24 protein-coding genes and 6 tRNA genes are annotated in these 24,803 nt (G+C 22.6%); 20 read left to right on the forward strand and 10 right to left on the reverse strand.

Annotated elements, in window-relative coordinates; all coding sequences use genetic code 11:
• The first annotated feature begins 76 nt into the window (after positions 1-76).
• The 3 genes from rplU (at position 77) to cgtA (ending at position 1,837) form a co-directional block, all read left to right on the forward strand.
• On the forward strand, positions 77-415 hold the full coding sequence (gene rplU / locus RJT65_RS01585; protein ID WP_343152471.1) for a 50S ribosomal protein L21: 339 nt from the start codon (positions 77-79) through the stop codon (positions 413-415).
• The gene (gene rpmA, locus RJT65_RS01590; protein ID WP_343152474.1) at positions 405-659 is read left to right on the forward strand and encodes a 50S ribosomal protein L27; all 255 of its coding nucleotides are present in this window, start codon (positions 405-407) and stop codon (positions 657-659) included. The genes rplU and rpmA overlap by 11 nt, the downstream gene beginning before the upstream one ends.
• Before the next feature lie 170 nt (positions 660-829).
• Positions 830-1,837 carry an Obg family GTPase CgtA gene (gene cgtA, locus RJT65_RS01595; RefSeq protein WP_343152476.1) on the forward strand — a complete coding sequence of 336 codons (1,008 nt, stop codon included), beginning with the start codon at positions 830-832 and terminating at the stop codon, positions 1,835-1,837.
• Between the two features lie 100 nt (positions 1,838-1,937).
• Here the strand turns inward: cgtA and rpsI are convergent, their stop codons facing one another.
• Together rpsI and rplM are read right to left on the reverse strand one after the other, a co-directional pair.
• A complete protein-coding gene (gene rpsI, locus RJT65_RS01600; protein ID WP_343152478.1) occupies positions 1,938-2,330 on the reverse strand; it encodes a 30S ribosomal protein S9 in 393 nt (130 codons plus the stop codon).
• 13 nt (positions 2,331-2,343) lie between these two features.
• Positions 2,344-2,772, reverse strand: a complete 429-nt coding sequence (gene rplM / locus RJT65_RS01605) for a 50S ribosomal protein L13 (protein ID WP_343152480.1) — start codon at positions 2,770-2,772, stop codon at positions 2,344-2,346.
• A gap of 329 nt (positions 2,773-3,101) precedes the next feature.
• Between rplM and RJT65_RS01610 the strand changes: the two genes are divergently transcribed.
• The 6 genes from RJT65_RS01610 (at position 3,102) to rplS (ending at position 7,753) form a co-directional block, all read left to right on the forward strand.
• Entirely contained in the window at positions 3,102-4,235 is a 1,134-nt protein-coding gene (locus RJT65_RS01610; RefSeq protein WP_343152481.1) for a chorismate mutase, read from the forward strand.
• 113 nt (positions 4,236-4,348) lie between these two features.
• On the forward strand, positions 4,349-5,698 hold the full coding sequence (gene ffh, locus RJT65_RS01615; protein WP_343152483.1) for a signal recognition particle protein: 1,350 nt from the start codon (positions 4,349-4,351) through the stop codon (positions 5,696-5,698).
• Between the two features lie 101 nt (positions 5,699-5,799).
• Positions 5,800-6,045 (forward strand): 30S ribosomal protein S16, encoded by a 246-nt coding sequence (gene rpsP, locus RJT65_RS01620; protein ID WP_343152485.1) that lies wholly within the window; start codon positions 5,800-5,802, stop codon positions 6,043-6,045.
• 12 nt (positions 6,046-6,057) lie between these two features.
• Positions 6,058-6,585 (forward strand): ribosome maturation factor RimM, encoded by a 528-nt coding sequence (gene rimM, locus RJT65_RS01625; RefSeq protein WP_343152487.1) that lies wholly within the window; start codon positions 6,058-6,060, stop codon positions 6,583-6,585.
• A 21-nt stretch (positions 6,586-6,606) separates the two neighbouring features.
• The gene (gene trmD / locus RJT65_RS01630; RefSeq protein WP_343153180.1) at positions 6,607-7,359 is read left to right on the forward strand and encodes a tRNA (guanosine(37)-N1)-methyltransferase TrmD; all 753 of its coding nucleotides are present in this window, start codon (positions 6,607-6,609) and stop codon (positions 7,357-7,359) included.
• Between the two features lie 46 nt (positions 7,360-7,405).
• Positions 7,406-7,753 carry a 50S ribosomal protein L19 gene (gene rplS, locus RJT65_RS01635; protein ID WP_343152488.1) on the forward strand — a complete coding sequence of 116 codons (348 nt, stop codon included), beginning with the start codon at positions 7,406-7,408 and terminating at the stop codon, positions 7,751-7,753.
• Between the two features lie 108 nt (positions 7,754-7,861).
• Here the strand turns inward: rplS and tldD are convergent, their stop codons facing one another.
• Entirely contained in the window at positions 7,862-9,307 is a 1,446-nt protein-coding gene (tldD, locus tag RJT65_RS01640; RefSeq protein WP_343153182.1) for a metalloprotease TldD, read from the reverse strand.
• Between the two features lie 245 nt (positions 9,308-9,552).
• Here tldD and aroQ point away from each other — a divergent pair, with 245 nt between their 5' ends.
• The gene (aroQ, locus tag RJT65_RS01645) at positions 9,553-10,014 is read left to right on the forward strand and encodes a type II 3-dehydroquinate dehydratase (RefSeq protein WP_343152490.1); all 462 of its coding nucleotides are present in this window, start codon (positions 9,553-9,555) and stop codon (positions 10,012-10,014) included.
• Between the two features lie 59 nt (positions 10,015-10,073).
• Here the strand turns inward: aroQ and rluD are convergent, their stop codons facing one another.
• A complete protein-coding gene (gene rluD / locus RJT65_RS01650) occupies positions 10,074-11,039 on the reverse strand; it encodes a 23S rRNA pseudouridine(1911/1915/1917) synthase RluD (protein ID WP_343152493.1) in 966 nt (321 codons plus the stop codon).
• A gap of 223 nt (positions 11,040-11,262) precedes the next feature.
• Between rluD and alaS the strand changes: the two genes are divergently transcribed.
• From alaS to RJT65_RS01680, 6 genes are all read left to right on the forward strand, one after another.
• On the forward strand, positions 11,263-13,911 hold the full coding sequence (gene alaS / locus RJT65_RS01655; protein WP_343152495.1) for an alanine--tRNA ligase: 2,649 nt from the start codon (positions 11,263-11,265) through the stop codon (positions 13,909-13,911).
• A 193-nt stretch (positions 13,912-14,104) separates the two neighbouring features.
• Positions 14,105-14,290 carry a carbon storage regulator CsrA gene (gene csrA / locus RJT65_RS01660; RefSeq protein WP_343152497.1) on the forward strand — a complete coding sequence of 62 codons (186 nt, stop codon included), beginning with the start codon at positions 14,105-14,107 and terminating at the stop codon, positions 14,288-14,290.
• 182 nt (positions 14,291-14,472) lie between these two features.
• Positions 14,473-14,562 (forward strand) — tRNA-Ser (locus RJT65_RS01665).
• Positions 14,563-14,584: 22 nt separating this feature from the next.
• Positions 14,585-14,658: transfer RNA gene (locus tag RJT65_RS01670), tRNA-Arg, on the forward strand.
• Between the two features lie 82 nt (positions 14,659-14,740).
• Positions 14,741-16,318, forward strand: a complete 1,578-nt coding sequence (gshA, locus tag RJT65_RS01675; protein ID WP_343152499.1) for a glutamate--cysteine ligase — start codon at positions 14,741-14,743, stop codon at positions 16,316-16,318.
• Between the two features lie 129 nt (positions 16,319-16,447).
• Positions 16,448-17,182 carry a 16S rRNA (uracil(1498)-N(3))-methyltransferase gene (locus RJT65_RS01680; RefSeq protein ID WP_343153184.1) on the forward strand — a complete coding sequence of 245 codons (735 nt, stop codon included), beginning with the start codon at positions 16,448-16,450 and terminating at the stop codon, positions 17,180-17,182.
• On the opposite strand, the gene RJT65_RS01685 is transcribed toward RJT65_RS01680, so the two are convergent.
• The 6 genes from RJT65_RS01685 to RJT65_RS01710 form a co-directional block, all read right to left on the reverse strand.
• Positions 17,179-17,766: a 5-formyltetrahydrofolate cyclo-ligase gene (locus tag RJT65_RS01685; protein WP_343152501.1), complete on the reverse strand. Its 588-nt coding sequence runs from the start codon at positions 17,764-17,766 to the stop codon at positions 17,179-17,181. The genes RJT65_RS01680 and RJT65_RS01685 overlap by 4 nt on opposite strands.
• Positions 17,767-17,892: 126 nt before the next feature.
• Positions 17,893-18,582 carry a ribose-5-phosphate isomerase RpiA gene (gene rpiA, locus RJT65_RS01690; protein ID WP_343153186.1) on the reverse strand — a complete coding sequence of 230 codons (690 nt, stop codon included), beginning with the start codon at positions 18,580-18,582 and terminating at the stop codon, positions 17,893-17,895.
• 57 nt (positions 18,583-18,639) lie between these two features.
• Positions 18,640-18,711, reverse strand: a tRNA-Gln gene (locus tag RJT65_RS01695).
• A 43-nt stretch (positions 18,712-18,754) separates the two neighbouring features.
• A tRNA-Gln gene (locus tag RJT65_RS01700) sits at positions 18,755-18,826 on the reverse strand.
• A 35-nt stretch (positions 18,827-18,861) separates the two neighbouring features.
• A tRNA-Leu gene (locus tag RJT65_RS01705) sits at positions 18,862-18,943 on the reverse strand.
• A 24-nt stretch (positions 18,944-18,967) separates the two neighbouring features.
• A tRNA-Met gene (locus RJT65_RS01710) sits at positions 18,968-19,045 on the reverse strand.
• Between the two features lie 224 nt (positions 19,046-19,269).
• On the opposite strand from RJT65_RS01710, the gene RJT65_RS01715 reads away from it, so the two are divergent.
• From RJT65_RS01715 to queE, 4 genes are all read left to right on the forward strand, one after another.
• A complete protein-coding gene (locus RJT65_RS01715) occupies positions 19,270-20,925 on the forward strand; it encodes a glutamine--tRNA ligase/YqeY domain fusion protein (RefSeq protein ID WP_343152503.1) in 1,656 nt (551 codons plus the stop codon).
• A gap of 128 nt (positions 20,926-21,053) precedes the next feature.
• Entirely contained in the window at positions 21,054-22,682 is a 1,629-nt protein-coding gene (locus RJT65_RS01720; protein WP_343152506.1) for a CTP synthase, read from the forward strand.
• Positions 22,683-22,724: 42 nt separating this feature from the next.
• Positions 22,725-23,993 carry a phosphopyruvate hydratase gene (gene eno, locus RJT65_RS01725; RefSeq protein WP_343152507.1) on the forward strand — a complete coding sequence of 423 codons (1,269 nt, stop codon included), beginning with the start codon at positions 22,725-22,727 and terminating at the stop codon, positions 23,991-23,993.
• Between the two features lie 136 nt (positions 23,994-24,129).
• Entirely contained in the window at positions 24,130-24,798 is a 669-nt protein-coding gene (gene queE / locus RJT65_RS01730) for a 7-carboxy-7-deazaguanine synthase QueE (protein ID WP_343152508.1), read from the forward strand.
• Positions 24,799-24,803 lie beyond the last annotated feature (5 nt).

A 24,803-nucleotide genomic window follows, 5' to 3' on the forward strand; every position in this document is an offset into this window, starting at 1 on the left:
TTTTTTTTTAAATTTTTTTATACATAAAATTAAAAATGTATTTTAAAAAAATTTTTTAATAAAAATGGAGTGTTATATGCTTGCAGTTTTTCAAAGTGGTGGAAAACAATATAAAGTAAATATAGGACAAATAGTTCGTTTAGAAAAATTAAATTTTTCTGTTGGAGAAAATATTATATTTGAGAATATTTTACTAATTTCCGATGCATCTTCTGTAAAAATAGGATTTCCTAACATTTCAGGAAGTAAAATTAAAGCTAATATATTACGTCATGGAAAATCTAAAAAAATTAATATTATTAAATTTAACCGTAGAAAACATTACAAAAAAAAACAAGGACACAGACAATTTTTTACTGACGTAAAAATTTTAGATATCAATTATTTAAATAGAGATATAAAAAATGGCACATAAAAAAGCAGGTGGTTCTACTAGAAATGGTCGAGATTCCCATTCCCAGAGATTAGGTATAAAATGTTTTGGAGGACAATTTATACCTTCAGGTAGCATTATAGTTCGTCAAAGAGGAACTAAATTTCACCCTGGAAAAAATGTTTCTTGTGGAAAAGATCATACTATTTTTGCTACCAAAAGTGGAATTGTTAAATTTGAAGTTAAAGGTTTAAAAAAAAGAAAATATATAAGTATTTCTACTTAATAAATATAAAATATTTATCATAAAAAATGTTTCTTTGTTCAACTTAATAAAAAAATAATTTTAAAATTAATTTTTTTTAAGTTGAATTTTAAATTAAAATAACTAGTATTTTTAAAATTAACAAATTTTTAAAATACTATTAATGTTTTTATTATAATATAATTAAAAAAATGAAATTTATTGACGAAGCTATTATTCATGTTATTGCAGGAGATGGGGGAAATGGATGTATTAGTTTTAGAAGAGAAAAATATATTCCTAAAGGAGGTCCAAACGGAGGTGATGGGGGAAACGGAGGAAGTATTTGGATTATTTCTGATAAAAATTTAAATACTCTTGTTGAATTTAGATTTAAAAAAAATTTTATAGCAAAAAATGGGGAACATGGAAAAGGAAAAAATTGTTCTGGAAAAAGTGCTTCTGACATATATGTAAAAGTTCCTCTGGGAACCAGAGTTATCAACTACGAAACTAATGAAATTATTATTGATTTAACTATTAATCAACAAAAAATATTAATTGCTAAAGGGGGATGGCATGGAATCGGAAATTCTAGATTTAAATCTTCTACAAATAGAACGCCTCTTAAAAGAACAATGGGAACTAAAGGAGAAAGTAGAATATTAATTCTAGAATTAAGATTATTAGCCGATGTAGGAACATTAGGTTTACCTAATGCAGGAAAATCAACATTTGTTAGCAAAGTATCTAATGCTCACACAAAAATAGCTGAGTATCCTTTTACAACAATCAAACCAATTTTAGGTAGAGTAAAAGTAGAAAATAAAAATAGATTTACTATTGCAGATATTCCTGGTTTAATAAAAAACGCTTCTGATGGAATCGGGCTAGGAATTAAATTTTTAAAGCATTTAGAACGGTGTAAAATATTACTACATATTGTCGATCTTTCACCTATAGATAATTCTAATCCTGTAGAAAATATTAAAATTATTTTAAATGAATTAAAAAAATACAGTTTAAAACTATATAATAAACCAAGATGGTTAGTTTTAAATAAAACAGATTTATTAAACAAAAAAAATCTAAAAATTATAGAAAAAAAAATTAATAAATATTTTATAAAAGAGGAAAAAATTTTTTATATTTCTTGCTTTAATAAAAAAAATATTGATTTTCTTTGCGTAGAGATTTTTAATTTTTTAAAAAAAATATAAATTTATGTATATTAATCTTTATGATAATTTTTAATGTTTTATTTTATAAATATATTTTAATAATCTAATCTATTGTGATTAGATTATTAAATACTTGTACTTATCGTTTAGAAAATTGAGGACGTCTTCTTGACTTACGAAATCCTACTTTTTTTCGTTCCACTTTTCTAGAATCTCTAGTTACGAAACCAGCTTTTCTTAATTCTTTCCTAAACGAATTATCATAAGAAATTAAAGCTTTAGTAATACCCTGTCGAATAGCCCCTGCTTGTCCTGAAATACCTCCACCTTTAACTGTTATATAAAAATCAAATTTATTTAACATATTAATTAATTCTAACGGCTGCAATACCACCATGCAAGATGTTTTTCTACCAAAATATTTTTCTAAAGAAAAGTTATTAACTGTTATATTTCCATCACCTTTTTTTAAAAAAACTCTAGCCGAAGAACTTTTTCTTCGACCTGTTCCATAATTTTTTTCTTCATTCATTTTTTTACCTTAATTAAATGATTAATTTTTTTGGATTTTGAGCAATATGATTATGTTTATTTTCATCATAAATTTTTAGTTTTTTTAATATTTTTTGTCCTAATATTCCTTTGGGTAACATTCCTTTAATTGCATTTTTTAATATTTTAGAAGGATTTGTTAAGATTAAATCTTTAAAGCTTTTTTTCTTTATTCCTCCAACATAACCTGTATGATGATAATAAATTTTATTTTTATACTTATTTCCTGTAACCATAATTTTTTTTGCATTTAATATAATTACATAATCACCCGTATCTACATGAGGCGTATATATTTCTTTATGTTTTCCTCGAAGCAGTTTAGAAATTTGACTAGCAAAACGTCCTAAAATTTTTCCTGAAGCATCAACAACATACCAATTAGGTAAAAAATTTTGTTTTTTAACTAAATAAGTTTTCATAGAATACCTAAATATTAATAAAATTAATAAAAATCTAAATAATAATTTTTTTCATTATATAATAACTAATGTTTATAAACAAAATAACATAATCTATTTTTATAGATACGTATTTTTTTAAAAAAATGATAAATAAAAAATAAATTATCTATTTTGAAAAATTTTTAATAGTTAGAAACTAGATAAATATAAAAAAAATTTTTTAAAATAATTTAAATATAATTATATAATTAAAAAGTTTTTTTAAAAAAATAAAATATATAAGGATAGATCTTTTATCTAAAAAATAAATTTTATATTTTAAACTATTATTATAAGAGTAATTACACATGAATTTAAACGATCCTTTATTAAAGTTAAGAGAAAAAATTAATCTAATAAACAAAGAAATAATATTTCTTTTATCTAAACGAAAAACATTAACTATAGAAATAGCAAAAATAAAATTAATGATTAATCATTCAATAAGAGATGAAAATAGAGAAAAAAAAATGTTTGAATCACTAGTTGATATAGGAGAAAAGCATGGAATTAAAAAAAAATATATTTTAGATATATTTAATATTATAATTAATCAATCTATATCAACACAAAAAAGGTTTATACAAAAGAAACTTACTATTCCTAAAAAAAATATTTCAATATCTTTTTTAGGACCAAAAGGATCATACTCTTATTATGCTTCTCATGAATATGGATTAAAGAAAAATAAAAAAATATTAAAAAAAAATTGTTTTTCTTTTAAAGAAATTTTTAAAAATGTAAAAAATAATTTATCAGATATTGGCATTTTGCCTATAGAAAACAGTTGTACTGGTTCGATTTTGGAAGTTTATGATTTATTAGGGAAATATGATTTATATATCATTGAAGAATTAAAAATTCCTATTCAACATTGTTTATTAGGTATATCCGAGGCTAATTTTAATACGATTAAAATGATCTATAGTCATACTCAACCATTTCAGCAATGTGAAAAATTTATCAAATTGTTTTCTAATTGGAAAATAAATTATACTGAAAGTACAGCAGCAGCTATGGAAAAAGTTTCTTCTTTACAATCTAAAAGTATTGCAGCAATAGGTAGTCCAATAGGTTCTAGTCTCTATAATTTAAAAATTATAAAAGAAAATATTTCTAATAGAACTGATAATTCTACTAAATTTATTGTTATTTCTAAAAAAAAATTTTTAGAGTTAAATAACAGTTCTAAAAAAATAATGATAATGTTTACTATTAAAAAAAAATCAAAAAATTTTATATCCTTATTCTCATTATTTAATAAATTAAATATTTCTATTAATAAATTTGAATTATTTAATATACTCAATTCAACAAATGAAAAAAAAATGTTTTTAGAAATAAAAGTTTATTCAAACTCTTTTAAAATGGAAAAATTTTTAGAAGAAATTAAAAAATTTACTAATAATTTTAAAATTATTGGTTACTATAAATCATTATAAAAATTTTTATATAAAACATGTTTTCATATAAATATTTTTAATTAATTATTATTAATAATAAAATCTAATAAATTATATTGATTATTAAAAAAAATTTTAAGGAAAAATTAAGAATGTTTGAAAATTTAAGTAAAAAATTATCTTTTATTTTAAATAAAATCAAAAACCAAGGAAGACTAACAGAAAAAAATATTTCGGATTCTTTAAGGGAAATTAGAAGGACTTTATTAGAAGCAGATGTTTCTTTACCAATTATTAAAATTTTTATTGATAAAGTTTCAAAAAAATCCATAGGAAAAGAAATTAATAATAATCTAACACCTGGACAAGAATTTATTAAAATTATTAAAAATGAATTGATTAAAATTATGGGAGAAGAAAATAATAAATTAAATTTTTCAGTTCAACCTCCAGCAATAATTTTATTAGTTGGTTTGCAAGGGGCAGGTAAAACCACCACTGTTGGAAAATTAGCTAAATTTATTAAGGAAAAATACAAAAAAAAAATACTTATAACTTCTTTAGATGTATATCGACCTGCAGCTATCGAACAATTAAATATTTTATCAAAAAAAATAAATATTGATTTTTTTTTCACTTCTTTAATAGAAAAACCTATAAAAATAGCTAACTCTGCAATAGAATATGCAAGAAAAAATTTTTATGAAATACTTTTAATTGATACTGCTGGAAGATCTCATACAAATAAAAAAATGATGAATGAAATCATTGATATTAAAAAATATATTTCTCCTATTGAAACATTGCTAGTAATAGATGCTATGACAGGGCAGGATGGAATGAATATATCTAAAACATTTAATGAATTATTATCTATATCAGGAATTATTATAACTAAAATTGATGGAGATTCCCGGGGAGGTATAGCTTTATCAGCTCGATATACTACCAAAAAACCTATTAAATTTATCGGAACCGGGGAAAAGTTAAGCGATTTAAAACCTTTTTCTCCTAAAAAAATAGCTGAAAGAATTTTAGGTATGAAAAATATTTTTTCATTTATAAAAAATATTGAAAGGAAAATTTCTTCTTCTAAAACAACCTTATTTAATAAAGATTTAACTAAAAGAAATAAATTTAATTTAAATGATTTTTATAATCAAATTAATAAAATTCAAAAAATAAAAGGCGTAACATCATTCATTAAAAATTTTCCAAATAAAACAAATATACCTAATGTTGGAAATATTCAGGAAGTAAATAAAAAAACACTATTTAAAATGAAAAATATTATTAATTCTATGACAAAAAAAGAAAAAATAGAACCTAACATCATTAAAGGATCTAGAAAAAAAAGAATTTCTATTGGATCCGGAACAAAAGTACAAGATGTTAACAAATTACTTAAACAATTTGAAATGATGAAAAGAATGATAAAGAAAATTAAAAAAAATGGAATTCGTAACATTTGGAAAAATATAAAAAGTTATTTAAATCATTAAAGATTTTTCTAAATTAATAATTTTTATCTAAAAAAATGATTAATTTATTCTATTCAAAAGGTATGATATAATTATTTTTTTATAAGAAAATAGGAAAAATTATGGTTAAAATTAGATTAACTAGAAATGGATTTAAAAAGAAACCATTTTATCAAATTATAGTTACAGATAGTAGAAAATCAAGAGATGGAAAATTTATTGAAAAAATTGGTTTTTTTACCCCAATTCAAAATAAAAAAGAAAACCTTACTCGTATTAATTTAGAAAGAATAACTTATTGGAAAAAAAAGGGAGCGCAATTATCAGAAAAAGTAAAACAAATACTTAAAAAAAATAAAGTTTTATAAAAATAAAATTTTATGAAAAAAAAAAATATTGAATCTTTTATAGTCATAGGAAAAATTGGAGCACCTTATGGAATAAAAGGATTAATTAAAATTTTTTCTTATACTCAAAAAAAAGAAGATATTTTTAATTATCTTCCATGGTTTATTAAAAATAAAATTTTTGAAAAAATATTAATTACCTATCAAAGAAAAATAAAAGAAAAGTTTTTAGTAAAATTTAAAAATTTTTTTTACCGAGAACAGCTGAAACCATTAACTAATAAAAAAATTTGGATTAACAAAAATCAATTACCAATTTTAAAAAAAAATGAATACTATTGGAACCAAATAGTTGGTTTATCTGTTTTAAACATTAAAAAAAAGAAAATAGGAACTATAATTGATCTAATAGACAATAAATTTTATGATATTTTAATTATTAAAAACATCTTAACTATGCCTAATAATATTTTATATGTACCTTTTATTGAGAAAAAAATAGTTAAGGAAGTTAATATTAAAAAAAATTATATTTTGATAGATTGGAATGATTATGTCTAGAAATAACATTTTAAAAAAAAAATTTGGTTTGGAATAATAAGTATTTTCCCTGAAATGTTTTCATCTATTATTAAATTTGGAATTACTAATCAAGCAATTAAAAAAAAGATACTAAAAATAGATTTTTGGAATCCAAGAGATTACAGTAAAAAAAATAATCGTTCTATAGATGACTATCCTTATGGTGGAGGAGTTGGAATGATTATGAAAATAGAACCTCTATATCTTGCGATTCAAGCTGCAAAATTTTTTATAAAAAAAAAAACTAAAGTAATTTATTTATCTCCTCAAGGAAAAAAAATTGATCAAAAAAATATTTTAAATTTATCTTTAAACAAAAATATAATTTTAATATGCGGTAGATATAAAGGTGTTGACGAAAGATTAATAAAGAATTATGTAGATGAAGAGTGGTCTATCGGAGATTATATTCTTAGTGGTGGAGAATTACCTGCTATGGTTCTAATAGATTGTTTAGTTAGACTAATTCCAGGTGTATTAGGTAAAATTCAATCAGCTAATGAAGATTCATTTTTTAATGGCTTGTTAGAGCATTCTCAATTTACTAGACCTAAAAAATTTTTAAATCACAATGTTCCAAAAATTTTATTATCCGGAAATCATTTAAAAATAAAACAATGGAAACTAAAACATTCACTTGGAAAAACATGGAAAAAAAGACCTGATTTATTAAAAAAATTAAAACTAAATAAAGAAGAAAAAAAACTTCTTATTGATTATCAAAATAAATACAAAAAAAATAATTTAAAATAATAAAATTGTTGTAATATACAATTACAAAATTAACGATAAAAAAAAAATGCATAAAATTATTGAGAAAATAGAAAAATTACAACTTAAAAAAAATATACCTAACTTTAGAACTGGAGATACATTAAAAATAAATGTATGGGTAGTAGAAGGATCTAAAAAAAGAATACAAATTTTTGAAGGAATAGTTATCGCTATTCGAAATAGAGGATTAAATTCTAGTTTTACGGTTCGTAAAATATCTAATAATGAAGGTATTGAAAGAGTTTTTCAAACTCATTCCCCTATTATCGAAAAAATTAGTATTCAAAGAAATGGGTTTGTTAAAAAATCTAAATTATATTTTTTACGAAATAGAGTAGGAAAATCAGCTCGTATAAAAGAAAGAATAAATTAATTTTATTTACTTGAAAAAATTAAAATAGAACAATATTGAAAGCATGTTTTTTTATTCAAAAATAAACATGCTTTCAAAATTAAAAACATTTATTTTTTCACTAAGAAATTAATTTACACCACCAACAGTTAATTTATCTATTTTAATTGTAGGTAATCCTACACCTACTGGAATATTTTGCCCGTCTTTGGAACAAGTTCCAGTTCCTGAATCCATATGTAGGTCGTTTCCTACCATTGAAATGGTATTCATTACCTCTATTCCAGAACCAATGATCATAGCTCCTTTTATTGCTTCCCGTAATTTTCCTTTTTTAATCAAGTACGCTTCCGAAATGGAAAAAACAAATTTACCTGAAGTAATATCTACTTGTCCACCTGAAAAATTTTTTGCATAGATTCCATAATTAACAGTATCAAGAATATCTTGAAGAGTAGAATTTCCTGGAAGCATATAAGTATTTGTCATTCTTGGCATTGGTAAATGAGCATAAGATTCTCTTCTTCCGTTTCCTGTACTTTTAGTTCCCATTAAGTGAGCGTTGAATTTATCTTGCATGTATTTTTTTAATATTCCATTTTTAATTAAAACATTACGTTTCCCAGAAACTCCTTCATCATCAACTGATAATGAACCTCTTAAATTAGGTAAAGTAGCATCATCTACAACTGTACATAATTCTGAAGCTACTTTTAAACCTATTTTTTTAGAAAAAACAGAAGTTTCTTTTCTATTAAAATCTCCTTCTAATCCATGTCCAACAGCTTCATGTAGCATAACTCCTGGCCAACCTGATCCTAAAACTACCGTTAATAATCCTGCAGGAGCAGATTGAGCTGAAAGATTAATTAAAGCTGATTGAACAGCTTCATTTGTCCAATTAAATATTCTACTATTTCCTAAACAATCTTTTTCTAAAAAAAAGTCATAGTTTCCTCGACATCCCCCACCGCTGTATCCTTTTTCTCTTTTCCCTTTGCTTTCAACTAATATACTAATAGAAAGATGAACTAAAGGTCGTATATCAGCAACTAGCTTTCCTGAAGAAGAATTAATTAAAACTTCTTCATATGTTCCAGTTAACATAGCATTGACTTTAATTACTCTAGAATCAATTTTTCTAGCTGCATTATCAATAAAATTTAATATTTCAATTTTCTGATGAATATCCATTTTATCAATAGGATTTTGACTTGAATACCTTTGTAATGGATTTTTTAAAGAAAAATTATTTATTTTTTTATCTTTTGAATTGTTTAGAATGCTGCTTACTGCATCTGCACTTTTCTTTAATCCTTCTAAAGTAATTGTATCAATATAAGAAAGGGAAACACTATTTTCTTTAATAGTTCGTATTCCAATACCCTGATCATGCAAATATATTCCATTTTTTATAATTCCTTCCTCTAATATCCAAACTTCTTTTGATTTAGATTGAAAATATAAATCAACATAATCAATTTTTTTTGTATAAATGTCACTTAAAACATTAAACAAATCTTCATGATTAATGTCATTATTAATTAATAAATTTTCTGAAACAATATTTAACATTTTTTGCTCACTTGTCATATTTTTTTTAAATTATAAAGTCATTCTAAATGTATATAAAATACTTATAGAAAACGCTTTTTTATATTTACATATATTTAAAAAAAAAAAGAAATAAAATATATTTTTTTTAATAAAAATTTTATACAATAGGTTTAATTAAACAATAATAATTTATTAATTAAAATTAATAAATTAATTATATAAATTAAATTTAATTTTTTAAACTTTAAAAATTTTGGAAAAATATGAATAAAAAATTTAATATTTTAATACTAAATGGACCTAATTTAAATTTATTAGGAACGAGAGAGAAAAATACTTATGGAATAAAAACATTAAAAGAGTTGACAAATCAATTAAATGAAAAAGCATTATCATTGAACATAAATATTCATCATTATCAATCTAATGCCGAACATGCTATTATTGATAAAATACACGAATCAAAAGAAAAAATTAATTATATCATCATTAATCCAGCAGCGTTTACTCATACAAGTATCGCTATTAGAGATGCTTTTTTAGCAGTAAATATTCCATTTATTGAAGTACATATTTCAAATATCTATGCTAGAGAAAATTTTAGATCCAACTCATGGTTATCGGATATATCTAACGGTGTTATTACTGGATTTGAATTAGATGGTTACTTTTGGGCATTAGAAACAGCAGTAAAAAGATTATCTAACTCTTTTAATAAAACTTAAGTTTTTTAGATAAATATAAAAAATTTAATAAAAATAAAATTATTAATGTTTTAAATTTTTTACACTTTCTCTTTATTTAACATTTTTAAATTTTTAATTAAATTATTCATATCTTTAGGAGGGTTAACACTCCAGCTCATAAATAATTTTTTAATTGGGTGTACAAAAGATAACTTTCTTGCGTGTAATGCTTGTCTTGAAAATTGTCTTATTATTTTAAGTAGAATAGGATTCAATCCTTTTGTAGAAAAATTTTTTTTTCCATAAATTTTATCTCCTATTAAAGGATATTTAATATGAGACATATGAACTCTAATTTGATGAGTTCTTCCTGAATTTAAAATAACTTTAATATGAGTAAAATTACAGAATCGTTCGATGATTTTGTAATAAGTTATAGCTGGTTTTCCATTTTTATTTACACTCATTTTTGTTTTTTTGTATAAATTTCTTGAAATTGAAGCATTTATAGTACCTCCTGAAATCATATTCCCTTGTACAATTGCTTCATATTCACGATAAATATTTCTTGATTTAATTAATTTTTTTAATTTATTAAAAACTAATATAGTTTTAGCTATTACCATTAAACCAGTTGTATCTTTGTCTAATCGATGAACTATTCCAGCACGAGGTATATTTTTAAAAATTTCGTGTTTATGTAATAAAGCATTAAATATGGTTCCATTTTCATTTCCTGCTCCAGGATGTACTACCATATTTGATTGTTTATTTAAAATAAGTAAATATTCATCTTCATATATAATATCTAAAAAAATATTTTTATCTTTAAAATTATTTTTTTTTAATTCTAAAAAATTTATAGTAATCAAATCTCCAAAGTATAATTTTTTATCTGGAGAATTAATTATTGTGTTATTAACTAAAACGCAATTAGACAAAATACATTTTTTCAAATAAGTTCTAGTATATAGTTTACAGAAACTTTTTATAGACTTATCTAATCTAAGATTTAGAAAACACATATAAGAAATTTTTTTTTCAAATTTCAAAAATTTATTCATAATTTTATTTATAAGGATTTAACTGCTATAAATAATAGTATATAACATATTTATAATTTTTTTTTTAAATGAATAATAATTAATATTATCTAATACGATTATTTTGAAATTATTTTTTAAATCTATAAAAAAAATAAAAAAAAATTAAAAAATTGATTAATTTTTAATAAAAAATATTTTTTATTAAAAATTAAATCTATTTTACAAAAAAAGCAGGAAAAATATGAAAAAAAGTATTAACGAAATAAGAAAAACATTTTTAGAATTTTTTGAAAAAAAAAATCACAAAATTATTCCTGGGAGTTCAATTATTCCAAAAAATGATTCTTCTCTATTATTTACTAACGCTGGAATGAATCAATTTAAAGATGTTTTTTTGGGAAAAAAAGAACCTATCTTTCCAAGGGTAGCAACTGTACAAAATTGTTTAAGAACAGGAGGTAAACATAACGATCTTAATAATGTCGGATACACTTCTTATCATAATACTTTTTTTGAAATGCTTGGAAATTTTAGTTTTAGAGATTATTTTAAAGAAGATGCTATTATATATGCATGGGAACTGTTAACTTCTTCAAAATGGTTTAATTTACCAGAAGAAAAGTTATTAGTTACTATACATAGTTCTGATAAAGAAACCTATAATATTTGGAAAAATATTATAGGTTTATCTGAGAATCAAATTATTCCTCTAAAAAAAGAAAAAGAAATATTTTTATCAGAAAATTTCTGGAAAATGGGAAACTCAGGACCTTGTGGGCCTTGCACTGAAATTTTTTTTAATAATACTCAAAATAAAGAACATCAAAATAAAGATATTCTTGTAGAGAATAATAATTATTTGGAAATATGGAATATTGTATTTATTCAATATAATCTTCAGTCAGATGGTTCTTTAATCGATTTACCTTATAAATCTGTTGATACTGGAATGGGTTTAGAAAGAATTACATCTATTTTACAAAGAAAAAAATCAAATTATAAAATCGATTTATTCCAAAAATTAATTTTTTATATTGCTAACCAAAATAATATTAAAGATTTAGAAAATAAATCTTTACATATAATAGCTGACCATATAAGAACCTGTATATACATTATTTCTAGTGGAGTTATACCTAGTAATGAAGGAAAAGGATATATCCTTAGAAGATTAATTAGACGTGCCTTAAGACATGGTTTAAAACTTGGAATAAAAGAAAAATTTCTTTATAAAATAGTACCATATACAATTAAATTAATAAAAAAGTTTTCTAATGGAAATATGAAAAAAAAAGAAGAAATAGGAAAAATATTAAAATTAGAAGAAGATCAATTTCTAAAAATACTAAAAAAAGGAATAATTTTATTACATGAAAATATAAAAAAAATAAAAAAAAATATTCTTCCTGGAAAAATAATTTTTAGTTTACATGATACTTTTGGTTTTCCAATTGATTTAATTGAAGAAATTTGTAAAGAAAAAAAAATAATACTTGATTATCAAAAGTTTAATCAATTAATGGAAGCTCAAAAAATACAATCAAAAAAATCTAAAAAGTTTTTTTTTGAAAAAAATTATCAAACTTTTAAAATAAAACCAACTATATTTTTAGGATATCAAGAAAAAAAAATCAAAACAACTATTACTAATATATTTCTAAAAGAAAACTCTATTAAAAAAATTCAAACTTTGAATAAAAAAATTATTTTAATTTTAAAAGAAACTCCATTTTATTCCGAATCCGGAGGACAAATTGGAGATACTGGAAAAATATATAATAAAAATTTTTCTTTTTTAGTTGAAGATACTAAAAAAAACGGATTAGTAACTATGCACTTTGGAAGATTAATTTCAGGAGAAATAAAAATTAATGCTAATGTTACTGCTGAAATTGATTTTAAAAAAAGAAAATTAATAGCTATAAATCATTCTGCAACTCACTTATTACACTCTTCTTTAAATATTGTTTTAAATCAAAAAATTTTACAAAAAGGATCATTAGTAAACGAAAAATATTTACGTTTTGATTTTTTATATCCTAACTCTATTTCTCAGGAAGAGATTAAAAAAATCGAAAAAATAGTAAATTATAAAATTTGGGAAAATTTAAATATTAACTGTGAAATTATCTCTTTCAAAGAAGCAAAAGAAAAAAATGCTATTTTTTTAAAAAACAAACAGTATACTGAAAAGGTACGATTGTTATCTATTGATAACTTTTCACATGAATTATGTGGTGGAACACATGCAAGAAGAACAGGAGAAATAGGAATATTTAAAATTATTTCTAATAATAGTATATCAGCTAATGTATGTCGAATAGAGGCGTTAACGAGAAAAGAAGCTTTACTATCTATTCAAAAAAAAGAGTCTATTTTTAATAAAATTAAAAAAAATTTAAAAGAAGAAGAAACAAAAATCGTAAAAAAAATCAATTTTTTATTAGAAAAAAACTCATATTTAAAACTAATTTATAAAAAATATGAAAAATATAAAATAAAAGAAACAACTAAAAAAATACTTAAAGAAAGTTTTTTAATAAAAAAAACTAACCTAGTTATTTATCATTTAAACGAAAAAAAATCTAATTTTTTAAATTGTTTAATTAATAATTTAAAAAATAATTTAAATTCATTTATAATTATTTTAACCAATGAAACAAATAAAAAAATTTCTGTTTTAGTAAGTGTTTCTAAAGAATTAATTACAAAAATTACTGCTGTAGAAATAATAAATTTTATAACTAAAGAAATTAATGGAAAGGGAGGAGGGAATAAGGAAAATGCACAAGGTGGAGGAATAAAACCAAAAAATAACAATTTCTTTATAAAAAAAAGTAAAAAATGGATTTTGTCTATTTTAGAAAGTAAAATTAAAAAGCATAAATAAACATAATAAATTGTTATATCACAATATATTAATATATAATTAAGTATTACTTTCACTAAAAAGTCTTCTCTTATTTAAAAAGTAACTTAAATAAGATATATATATATCATTTTATAGTTTTAATTTGAATTAAATTTCAACTAAATAAATAAGATTAGATGGATATATTATTTTAATTTTTTAGGAGCATAGAATGTTAATTCTAACTCGTAGAGTTGGGGAATCGTTAATTATTGGAGATGAAGTCACTGTTACTGTATTGGGAGTTAAAGGAAATCAAGTTAGAATTGGTGTCAATGCTCCGAAAAAAGTTTCTGTTCATAGAGAAGAAATTTATCAAAGAATTCAATCAGAAAAAACTCAATCATCTTCTTATTAAGAAAAATTGCGCCTTGTTAATAATTAATTATACTAGGCGCAATTTAACTGAATTTTTAAAAAAGGAAAAACAATCTACTTTACATTAAAAAATGTTTGACTTATAAGATAAAAAAAGTAAGATAAAGCTTATTAATGAAAACCTTTAATGTTAGTTTTTAAATTAAATTTTTAATATTATTTGGAGAGATGGCCGAGAGGCTTAAGGCGCTCCCCTGCTAAGGGAGTATGTAAAAAAAAATTACATCGAGGGTTCGAATCCCTCTCTCTCCGTATCTTATTTCATCATATATATGCATCCGTAGCTCAGTTGGATAGAGCACTCGGCTACGAACCGAGCGGTCGGAGGTTCGAATCCTTTCGGATGCAAAAGATTTAAATTTTTTTAAAAAAATATTTTTTGTGAAAAAAATATTTCTTCTCATTTAAAAAAACTTTATACAAGGAATAAATGTTCATTTCAAATATTTCTGATAAATTAGATTGGTTAAATAAAAATGCAGAACTGCTAAAAAAAATTTGCAGGGGAATTGAAAGAGAAACTATTAGAATAAAAAAAAATGGAAATCTTTCTAACTGTAAACATCCAAAGAAAATAGGAAGCTCTTTAACACATCCTATAATTACTACTGATTTTTCTGAAAATTTATTAGAATTAATTACACCTAAATACTCTGATGTAAATGAATTATTTTCTGTGTTAAAGGATATACATTGTTATGTTTCTAATAACATTACTAATGAATACATGTGGCCATTAAGTATGCCTTGCTTTAGAGAAAAAAAAGATTACGTTCAATTGGCTCAATATGGAGCTTCTAATTCTGGAAGAATAAAAACTTTATATAGAAAAGGTTTACAAACTAGATATGGAATTGGAATGAACTTAGTTTCAGGAGTGCATTATAACTTTTCTATTCCTAAAGAATTTTGGAGAAAATGGGTAAGAACTAAAAATAAAGAAGAAGAAAAAAAAATAATTTCTAATGAATATTTACATATTATTAGAAACTTTTATCAATTTGGATGGATAATTCCTTATTTTTTTGGTGCTTCTCCAGCTATGTATAAAAATTTTTTACCTAATAAAAAAAAAGATCTTTTATTAAATATTAAAAATAATAAAGATATAGAGTATTTACCTTGGGCTACTTCATTAAGATTAAGTAAATTAGGACATTCTAACGATTCAATTAAAAAGCTTCATTTAACATTTAACAACCTGGATGAATATTTAAATAGTATAAAATATGGAATTAAAACTTCATCTGAAAAATTTGAAAAAATGGGTTTATTTGATAAAAAAGGAAAATTACAACAAGTAAATACAAATATTTTACAAATGGAAAATGAATTGTATACTTATATACGACCAAAATGCACTATTAAAAAAAATAAACGTTTTATAGATTCTTTAAAAAAAAATGGAATTGAATATATCGAAATACGTGCTCTTGATATTAATCCATTCTCTTCTATTGGAATCAATAGAACTCAAGTATTTTTTTTAGATATATTTTTATATTGGTGCTTATTAAATAAATCTCCTAATTTAACTAATTCTGAATTAATAAAATTAAATGAAAATTGGGAAAATATTACTCTAGAAGGAAGAAAACCAAACCAAAAAATAAAGTTACTAAATTCAGAAAAAAAAATTTGTTTTAAAAAAATTGTTTCTATTTTATTTAAAGATTTTGAAAAAATAGCAAAAATTTTTGATTCTAATTTTTTAAATAATCCATATCAAAAAAGTTGTAACATTTTATTACAATATTTAAAAAATCCAAATTTAACTTACTCTTCTAAAATTTTAGATTTTTTTCTTCAAAAAGGATTAAAAAAAACTGGAGTTTTTTTAGCTGAAAAATATAATCAAGAATTAAAAAAAGAAAAATTAAAAATTTTTAATAAAGATTTTTTTTTAAAAGAAAAAATAAAATCGAAAAAAAAACAAAAAAAAATTGAAAATAATGATACTATAAGTTTTAATGAATATTTAAAAAAACAATCGAATATAAAATATTAATTGACTATAAAATAAAAAGAAAAAGAAGAAATTGTTAAATATTGTTTATCTATATTTTATATAAAAGATAAATATAAAAAAAATTTTATTATAAATAGGTATAGAAAAAAATGAAAAAAAAAATATAGAATTTTCTATGAAAACGAAATAAAAAAAAAACAAAACATATATTTAACTAACAAAAATTTTCATTATTTTAAAAATGTATTAAGATTAAAAATAAATGAAAAAATTGAATTATTCAATAATACAAATTATATTTTTACAGGAACAATTACTAGTATTAAAAAAAAAATAATTCGAGTACTTATAGAAAATAAACAAAAAAAGAATCAAGAATCTATTGTAAAAATACATTTTGCTCCAATTATGCTAAATCAAAAAAAAATGAATTTTATTATTCAAAAATCTACTGAATTAGGAGTTCATTCAATTACACCTTTATTGCAAAAAGAAAATTTTTCCAAAAAAGTTAATGATTCTTCTTTACTAGCACAGTATAACCGATGGAAAAATATAGCAATATCTTCCTGCCAACAATGTAAAAGAAATAAAATTCCTATTATTAACTATCCTGAACATATGTATACATGGTGTAATAAATTACCTAGTAATGAATTAAAATTAATTTTTGATCCTTACTCAAAAAATACAATAAATTCTTTAATTTCTGTAACAAAAAAAATAAATGTAATAATTGGAGGAGAATCCGGTTTTTCTATTGCAGAAATTGATAATTTTAAGAAAAAATATGGATTTCAAAACATTTCATTAGGAAAAAGGATATTACGTTCAGAAACTAGCTCTATAGCCGCATTATCTATTTTATTATATAAATACGAAGAGTTAAATGTTACTATCTAAAAAAAATTTTTTTTCCAGAACCAAATTTTTTTTGGTGTTATAATATAAGGTAAAGGAATATCCCAACTATTAATTTTTATTTTTTTTACCAATTGAAAATTGTAAGCTATGCCTACAGGTATAAATTTTTTTTTTTTCCAATCTTTTAATAAAAAGTCATAAAATCCACATCCCATTCCTAATCGATATCCTTTTGAATTAAAGGCTACTAATGGAACTAAAATAATTTCTATTTCATCGATAAAATTTTTTGTTTCATTTTTTGCTATAGGTTCGGAAATATTAAATCTATTTACTTTCAAAACAGTATTTTTTTTATATTTTAAAAAAAATACTGTTTTTTTAGAAAAAGACTGTATTTTAGGTAAGAAAACTTGAGTATTTTTTTTCCACAAAATATTAATTAAAGGTAAAGTACTAATTTCTCCATCAAATGAAGAGAATAAAGCTATATTCTTAGCACTTTTTATTTTTTTAAAATTACATGCTAAGTTAGCAACTTTTATAGCGGCATTATTTCTATCCACTTCAGATAGTTTTTTTCTTTTAATTCTAATATTTTCTCGAATTATTTGATTATTCATAATAATACTCTGTTTTTTTTAATTATTAAATTTCTTAATATTAAAGATATTAGTTTAATTTAATTAAAAAAAATTTTTTTAAAATTATATATATTATTAATTATTAATATTTTAAAAAAAAAATTACTACGTCATCAATTTTAAATTTTTATTTTTTTTATTAAATAAAACTTCCACTCCTGATTGAGTTCCAATAATTACAATATCTGCTTTTATTTTTGAAAATAATCCTACTGTTACCACACCAGGAAAAGAATTAATTTTTTCTTCTAAAATAGAAGGATTTAATATTTTTAATCCATAAACATCTATAATAATATTTCCATTATCTGTAATCAAATTTTTCCTTAATTTTGGAATTCCGCCTAACTTAATTATTTTATTTTTAATAAAAGAGTAAGACATTGGAATAATTTCAATTGGAAGCGGGAAATTTCCTAATGTTTTTACTTGCTTAGTCTCATCTATTATACAAATAAATTGACTTGCTGAAGCTGCAATTATTTTTTCTTTTGTTAATGCTGCCCCTCCTCCTTTAATCATTTCCATTTTTTCATTTATTTCATCAGCTCCATCTACATATATAATAGGAGAAAAAACTTTATTTAAATCTAAGATTTTTAATCCATATTTTTTAATTTTTTCTGATGAAGAAATAGAACTTGAAATTACCCCAAGTATTTTTTTTTTAATAGTGCTTAAAGCTTTTATAAAATAAGAAACAGTAGAACCTGTTCCAATTCCAACGATTGAGTTTTCTTTAATATATTTTATTGCCGTTAAAGCAGCTTTTTTTTTTAATTCATCTATTTTCATCATTTTAAAACCTTATTTAAAAATAAAAAGTTAAAAATTTATCTTTGATTATTTTTTCTGGGGTACCTGGATTCGAACCAGGGAATGCCGGTATCAAAAACCGGTGCCTTTCCACTTGGCTATACCCCATTTGATTTTAAAGAAATGAAAAAAATAACTCATATTATTTTTTCTGGGGTACCTGGATTCGAACCAGGGAATGCCGGTATCAAAAACCGGTGCCTTTCCACTTGGCTATACCCCATATTTTAAAACACCTAAATATGCTTATTATTTTTATACGGAAGGCGAGACTTGAACTCGCAAACTTTTCAGTGCCAGATCCTAAATCTGGTGCGTCTACCTATTTCGCCACTTCCGCAAAAAAAATATATTTTACTTAAACTGGTGGCTATGATGGGACTTGAACCCATGACCCCAGCGTTATGAGTGCTGTGCTCTAACCAATCTGAGCTACATAGCCTATTCTAAATAATTAAAAAATTTATATTTTTAAATAAAAATAAAATATTTATAATCTATTTTCTTTAAAAAAGAATACAAATTATTATTAATTAATAATTTGTATTCTTTTTTAATAAAACATATATATATATGATATAATATATCACGAAATTTTATTAAAATAAACCTATAAAAAATTACAAATTTCAGATAGTATTAAATTTTATTGAAAAAAAAATTAAAATGAAAAATAATCTTCTTAAAAAAAAATCTCGTTTAAACTTTATTCAAAAAATTATTTCGAAAGATTTAAAAAATAAAAAATGTGACTATATCCAAACTAGATTTCCTCCTGAACCTAATGGGTTTTTACATATAGGTCATGCTAAATCTATACACTTAAATTTTAGTGTTGCCAAAAAGTATGATGGTATATGTAACTTAAGATTTGATGATACCAATCCTAAAAAAGAAAACGCTGAGTATATTGATATTATCAAATCTAATATTAAATGGCTAGGATTTAAATGGAAAAAAATATATTTTACTTCCCAAAACTTTGAAAAAATTTATCAATATGCTATTAAACTAATTCAAAAAAATTTAGCTTATGTAGATCAATTAAGTAAAGAGGAAATAAAACAATATAGAGGCACATTAAGTACACCCGGAAGAAACAGTCCCTTTAGAAATCAAACGATTCAAGAAAATTTAATTCTTTTTGAAAAAATGAAATCAGGATATTTTTCAGAAGGATCAGCTTGTTTAAGAGCAAAAATTGATATGAGCTCTCCATTTATCATAATGAGAGATCCTGTTCTGTATCGAATAATGTTTATTGAACATCATCAAACAAAAAAAAAGTGGTGTATTTATCCTTTATATGATTTTTCACATTGTATTTCCGACGCATTAGAGGGAGTTACTCATTCTTTATGTACTCTTGAATTTCAGGAAAATAGAGAATTATATAACTGGATTTTAAAAAATATAGACTCTATAAATAAACCTATGCAATATGAATATTCAAGATTAAATTTAGAATATTCTATTCTTTCTAAAAGAAAATTATCAATATTAGTTGAAAAAAAAATTGTTTCTGGATGGGATGATCCTAGAATGCCTACTATTTCTGGATTAAAAAAAAGAGGTTACACTCCGAATTCTATCCAAGATTTTTGTAACAGAATAGGATTTACTAAAAAAGAACATTATATAGAATTAGACTTATTAGAAAACTGTATTAGAAATGATTTAAATAAATCCACACCTAGAAGCATGGCAGTTATTAACCCTATAAAATTAATTATATCTAATATACCTGAAAATTATAAAGAAAATATTTTTATACCATATCATCCCAAAAATCATTCCATGGGAACAAATAAAATTACTTTAAGCAAAGAAATATACATAGATAAATCAGATTTTTCTGAATATTATATCCCTGGATATAAAAGATTAATTCTTGGAAAAAAAGTAAAATTAAGATATAGTTTAGTTATAAAAGCCGTAGAAATCAAAAAAGATAAAAATGAAAAAATTAATAGTATAATTTGTATATGTACAAATTTAAAAAACAAAACAGGAATAGAAGAATTTAATGGAATCATTCATTGGATTTCTAACAAAGATGCTCTTCCAGCAAAATTTTTTTTATATGATCGTATATTTAATGTTAAATTTCCCGAATTAAAAAATAATTTTTTAAATTACATTAACAATAAATCATTAATTATTAAAAATGGGTTTGTTAATAAAAATGTTTTAAAAAACAAAAATTTTAGTACATATCAATTTGAAAGAGAAGGATATTTTCTCTTAAATAAAAGTAAAACAGATAATAAAAAATTGAAATTTAATAGAATTGTCTCATTAAAACAAAAATGGAAAAAATAATTAGACTTTAGTATTAATTTCTACATTCGGAAAATAGTTAAAAATTGCTATTATTTATTTTATAAGATATTATATCATTCCTATCTAAATTATTCCATTCATACTTTATTTTATACTCCTGGTAAAAAATGAATAAGTATTATATATTTATAACAGGTGGAGTTGTTTCCTCTTTAGGAAAAGGAATTACAGCAGGTTCACTTGGATCAATTCTAGAAGAAAGAAAACTTAAAACAACTATTATTAAATTAGATCCTTATATTAATGTTGATCCAGGAACTATTAGTCCTATTCAACACGGAGAAGTTTTTGTTACAAAAGATGGAGCCGAAACAGATTTAGATCTAGGTCATTACGAGCGTTTTATAAAAAACAAAATGACTAGTTTAAACAATTTCACAACAGGTAGTATATATGCGGAAGTTTTAAAAAAAGAAAGAAGAGGAGATTATCTTGGAGCAACTATTCAAGTTATTCCTCATATAACAGATCTTATAAAAAATAGAATTATTAAATTATCAAAAAAAAACGATATTACTATTGTAGAAATAGGTGGTACCGTAGGAGATATAGAATCTCTTCCATTTTTAGAAGCAATTAGACAAATATCAATAGATATTAATAAAAAAAATGTTTTGTATATACATCTAACACTACTTCCTTATATTTCTACAACTAAGGAAATAAAAACAAAACCTACTCAACATTCTGTTAAAGAATTATTATCTATTGGTATTCAACCAGATATACTAATCTGTCGTTCGGAAAAAAAAATATCAGAAACCGAAAGAAAAAAAATAGCTTTATTTTGTAATGTTTCTAAAAAAGCTGTTATTTCTTTAATAGATTTAGATTCTATCTATAAAATACCAAAACTATTACAACTTCAAGGTTTAGATGATTATATCTGCAAATATTTTAATCTTAATGTTCCAATAGCAGATTTATCTTCTTGGGATAAAGTTATTTCTGAAGAAAAACAATCTACCGAAATTATTACCATAGGAATTATTGGAAAATATACTGAATTACCAGATGCTTACAAATCTGTAATAGAAGCAATTAAACATGGAGGATTAAAAAATAAAGCTAAAATTATTATTAAACTAATTAATTCTGAAAAAATTATTGAAAACAAATACAATCAAATTTTAGAAAAGTTGGACGGAATTTTAATTCCAGGTGGATTTGGAAAAAGAGGAATAGAAGGAATGATTTTTTCTATTCGTTATGCTAGAGAAAAAAAAATTCCTTATTTAGGTATCTGTTTAGGCATGCAACTAGCTATTATAGAATATACAAGAAATGTAATCGGCATTACTTCTGCAAACTCAACAGAATTTCAACCTAATTGTAAATATCCAATTATAGCTTTAATTAAAGAATGGGATAAAAAGCAAAAAAAATATTATAAGAAAAACAATTTAGGTGGAACTATGAGATTAGGTGAACATATATGCATTATAAAAAAAAATAGTTTAACCTATAAAATATACAAAAATAAAAAAATATCAGAAAGACATAGACATAGATATGAAGTTAATAATTTACTTTTAAAAAAAATAGAAAAATTAGGATTAATTATATCTGGAAGATCTAAAGAAAAAAATTTAGTCGAAATAATTGAGTTATTCAATCATCCTTGGTTCATAGCTTGTCAATTTCATCCAGAGTTTAATTCAAATCCAAGAAAAGGACATCCTCTATTTAAAAGTTTTATAAAAGCCGCTAAAATATATAAAAAAAAATTATTATAGAAAATTCTTAAACTTTAATTTTTCTTTTATAAAAGGATTAAAATGTACAAAATAAAAAAAACTATTTGCCGAGAAATAATAGATTCTAGAGGATATCCTACTATTGAATCAGAAATACATTTACAAGGAGGAGCAATTGGAATTGCTTCAGTCCCTTCTGGTGCATCAACAGGTTCTAAAGAAGCAGTAGAATTAAGAGATGAAGAAAAAAAATATTTTTTAGGAAAAGGAGTAAAAAAAGCAGTTTTGATCGGAAATACTATTCTATCTAAAAAAATATACAAAAAAGATGCTAGAAATCAAGAAGAAATCGATAATTTTATGATTGAATTAGATGGAACTGAAAACAAATCCAATCTTGGTGCTAATACAATTTTAGCTATTTCTTTAGCGATAGCAAAAGCTACAGCTATACAAAAAAAAATTCCTTTATATCAATACATTTCTGAATTAAATAATACACCTAATCAATTTTCCATGCCTATTCCTATGATAAATATTATTAATGGAGGAAAACACGCTAATAATAATATTGATATACAAGAATTTATGATACAACCAATAAAAGCTAAAACTATTAAACATGCTATTCAAATAGGTGCTGAGATATTTCATTATTTAGGAAAAATATTAAAAGAGAAATCACTTAATACTTCTGTAGGAGACGAAGGTGGATACGCTCCGAATTTAAATTCTAATGAAGATGCCTTAAATATTATTCAAAATGCAATAAATAAAGCAGGATATGAAATTGGAAAAGATGTAACTATAGCTATTGATTGTGCAGCTTCTGAATTATATAATGCTTCTACTAAAAAATATTGTTTTAAAAAAGAAAAAAAAGAATTTAATTCTCATGAATTTACAAACTATTTAGAAAAATTAACTAAAATTTATCCTATTTGTTCTATTGAAGATGGGCAAGATGAAAACGATTGGGAAGGATTTAAACATCAAACGAAAAAACTAGGGAAAAAGATACAATTAGTAGGAGATGACCTATTTGTAACTAATGAAAAAATTCTAAAAAAAGGAATTCAAAATAAAGTTGCAAATGCTATTTTAATTAAATTAAATCAAATCGGAACATTATCTGAAACATTAAAAACCATACAATTAGCCAAAAAGTCAAACTATAAGGTTATTATTTCCCATCGTTCTGGAGAAACAGAAGATACTACAATTGCTGATTTATCTGTAGGTACATCATCAGGACAAATTAAAACAGGTTCAATATGTCGCTCTGAAAGAACTTGTAAATATAATCGTCTTATTAGAATTGAAGAGGAAATAGAAAATAACATTTTCTAAAAAATATTTTTAATAAATAAAAAGATCTGCTATTTATTTATACAATATAAATAAATAGCAGTATTTTAAAAAAATTCCATCAATTAACTTATAAAAAAATAATATTTTTATAAATTTAAAATAAAAGAATTAAAAAATGAAATATCCAATTAATGAAATGTACGAAACAATACAAGGAGAAGGGTTTTATGCTGGACAACCTTCTATTTTTATTCGAATACAAGGTTGTCCAATTCGTTGTAGTTGGTGTGATACTAAACATACATGGAAATTATTAAATGAAAATCAAGTCGAACCTAAAAATATAATTAATAAAAAAAAATCTACAAAAAATTGGGCTTTTCTTAACACTTTCGAAATAATTTACTTTATTAAAAAATATAACTGGAAAGCAAAACATATAGTTATAACCGGAGGAGAACCGTGCGTTTTCAATCTTAAAATTCTAACAAAAGAACTAGAAAAAAAAGGTTATTCCTGTCAAATAGAAACTAGTGGAACACATACTATATATTGCTCTAAAAAAACCTGGGTAACTGTATCCCCTAAAATAACTATAGGTAAAAAAATAGTTAATAGTGCTATTTTTCGTGCTAATGAAATCAAATATGCAATCTTGAATAACAGTGATGTAATTAAATTAAAAATATTTTTAAAAAGTATGAAAAAAAATATAAGATCTAAATTAATTTTTTTACAACCAATTAACCAAGATAAAAAAGCCACTGATTTATGTATTAAATTATGTTTAATAAATAATTGGAGACTATCCATACAAATACAAAAATATTTAGTGATTCCTTAATATTC

Source organism: Buchnera aphidicola (Mindarus japonicus), assembly GCF_039393905.1.
GTDB classification, from domain to species: domain Bacteria; phylum Pseudomonadota; class Gammaproteobacteria; order Enterobacterales; family Enterobacteriaceae; genus Buchnera_A; species Buchnera_A aphidicola_B.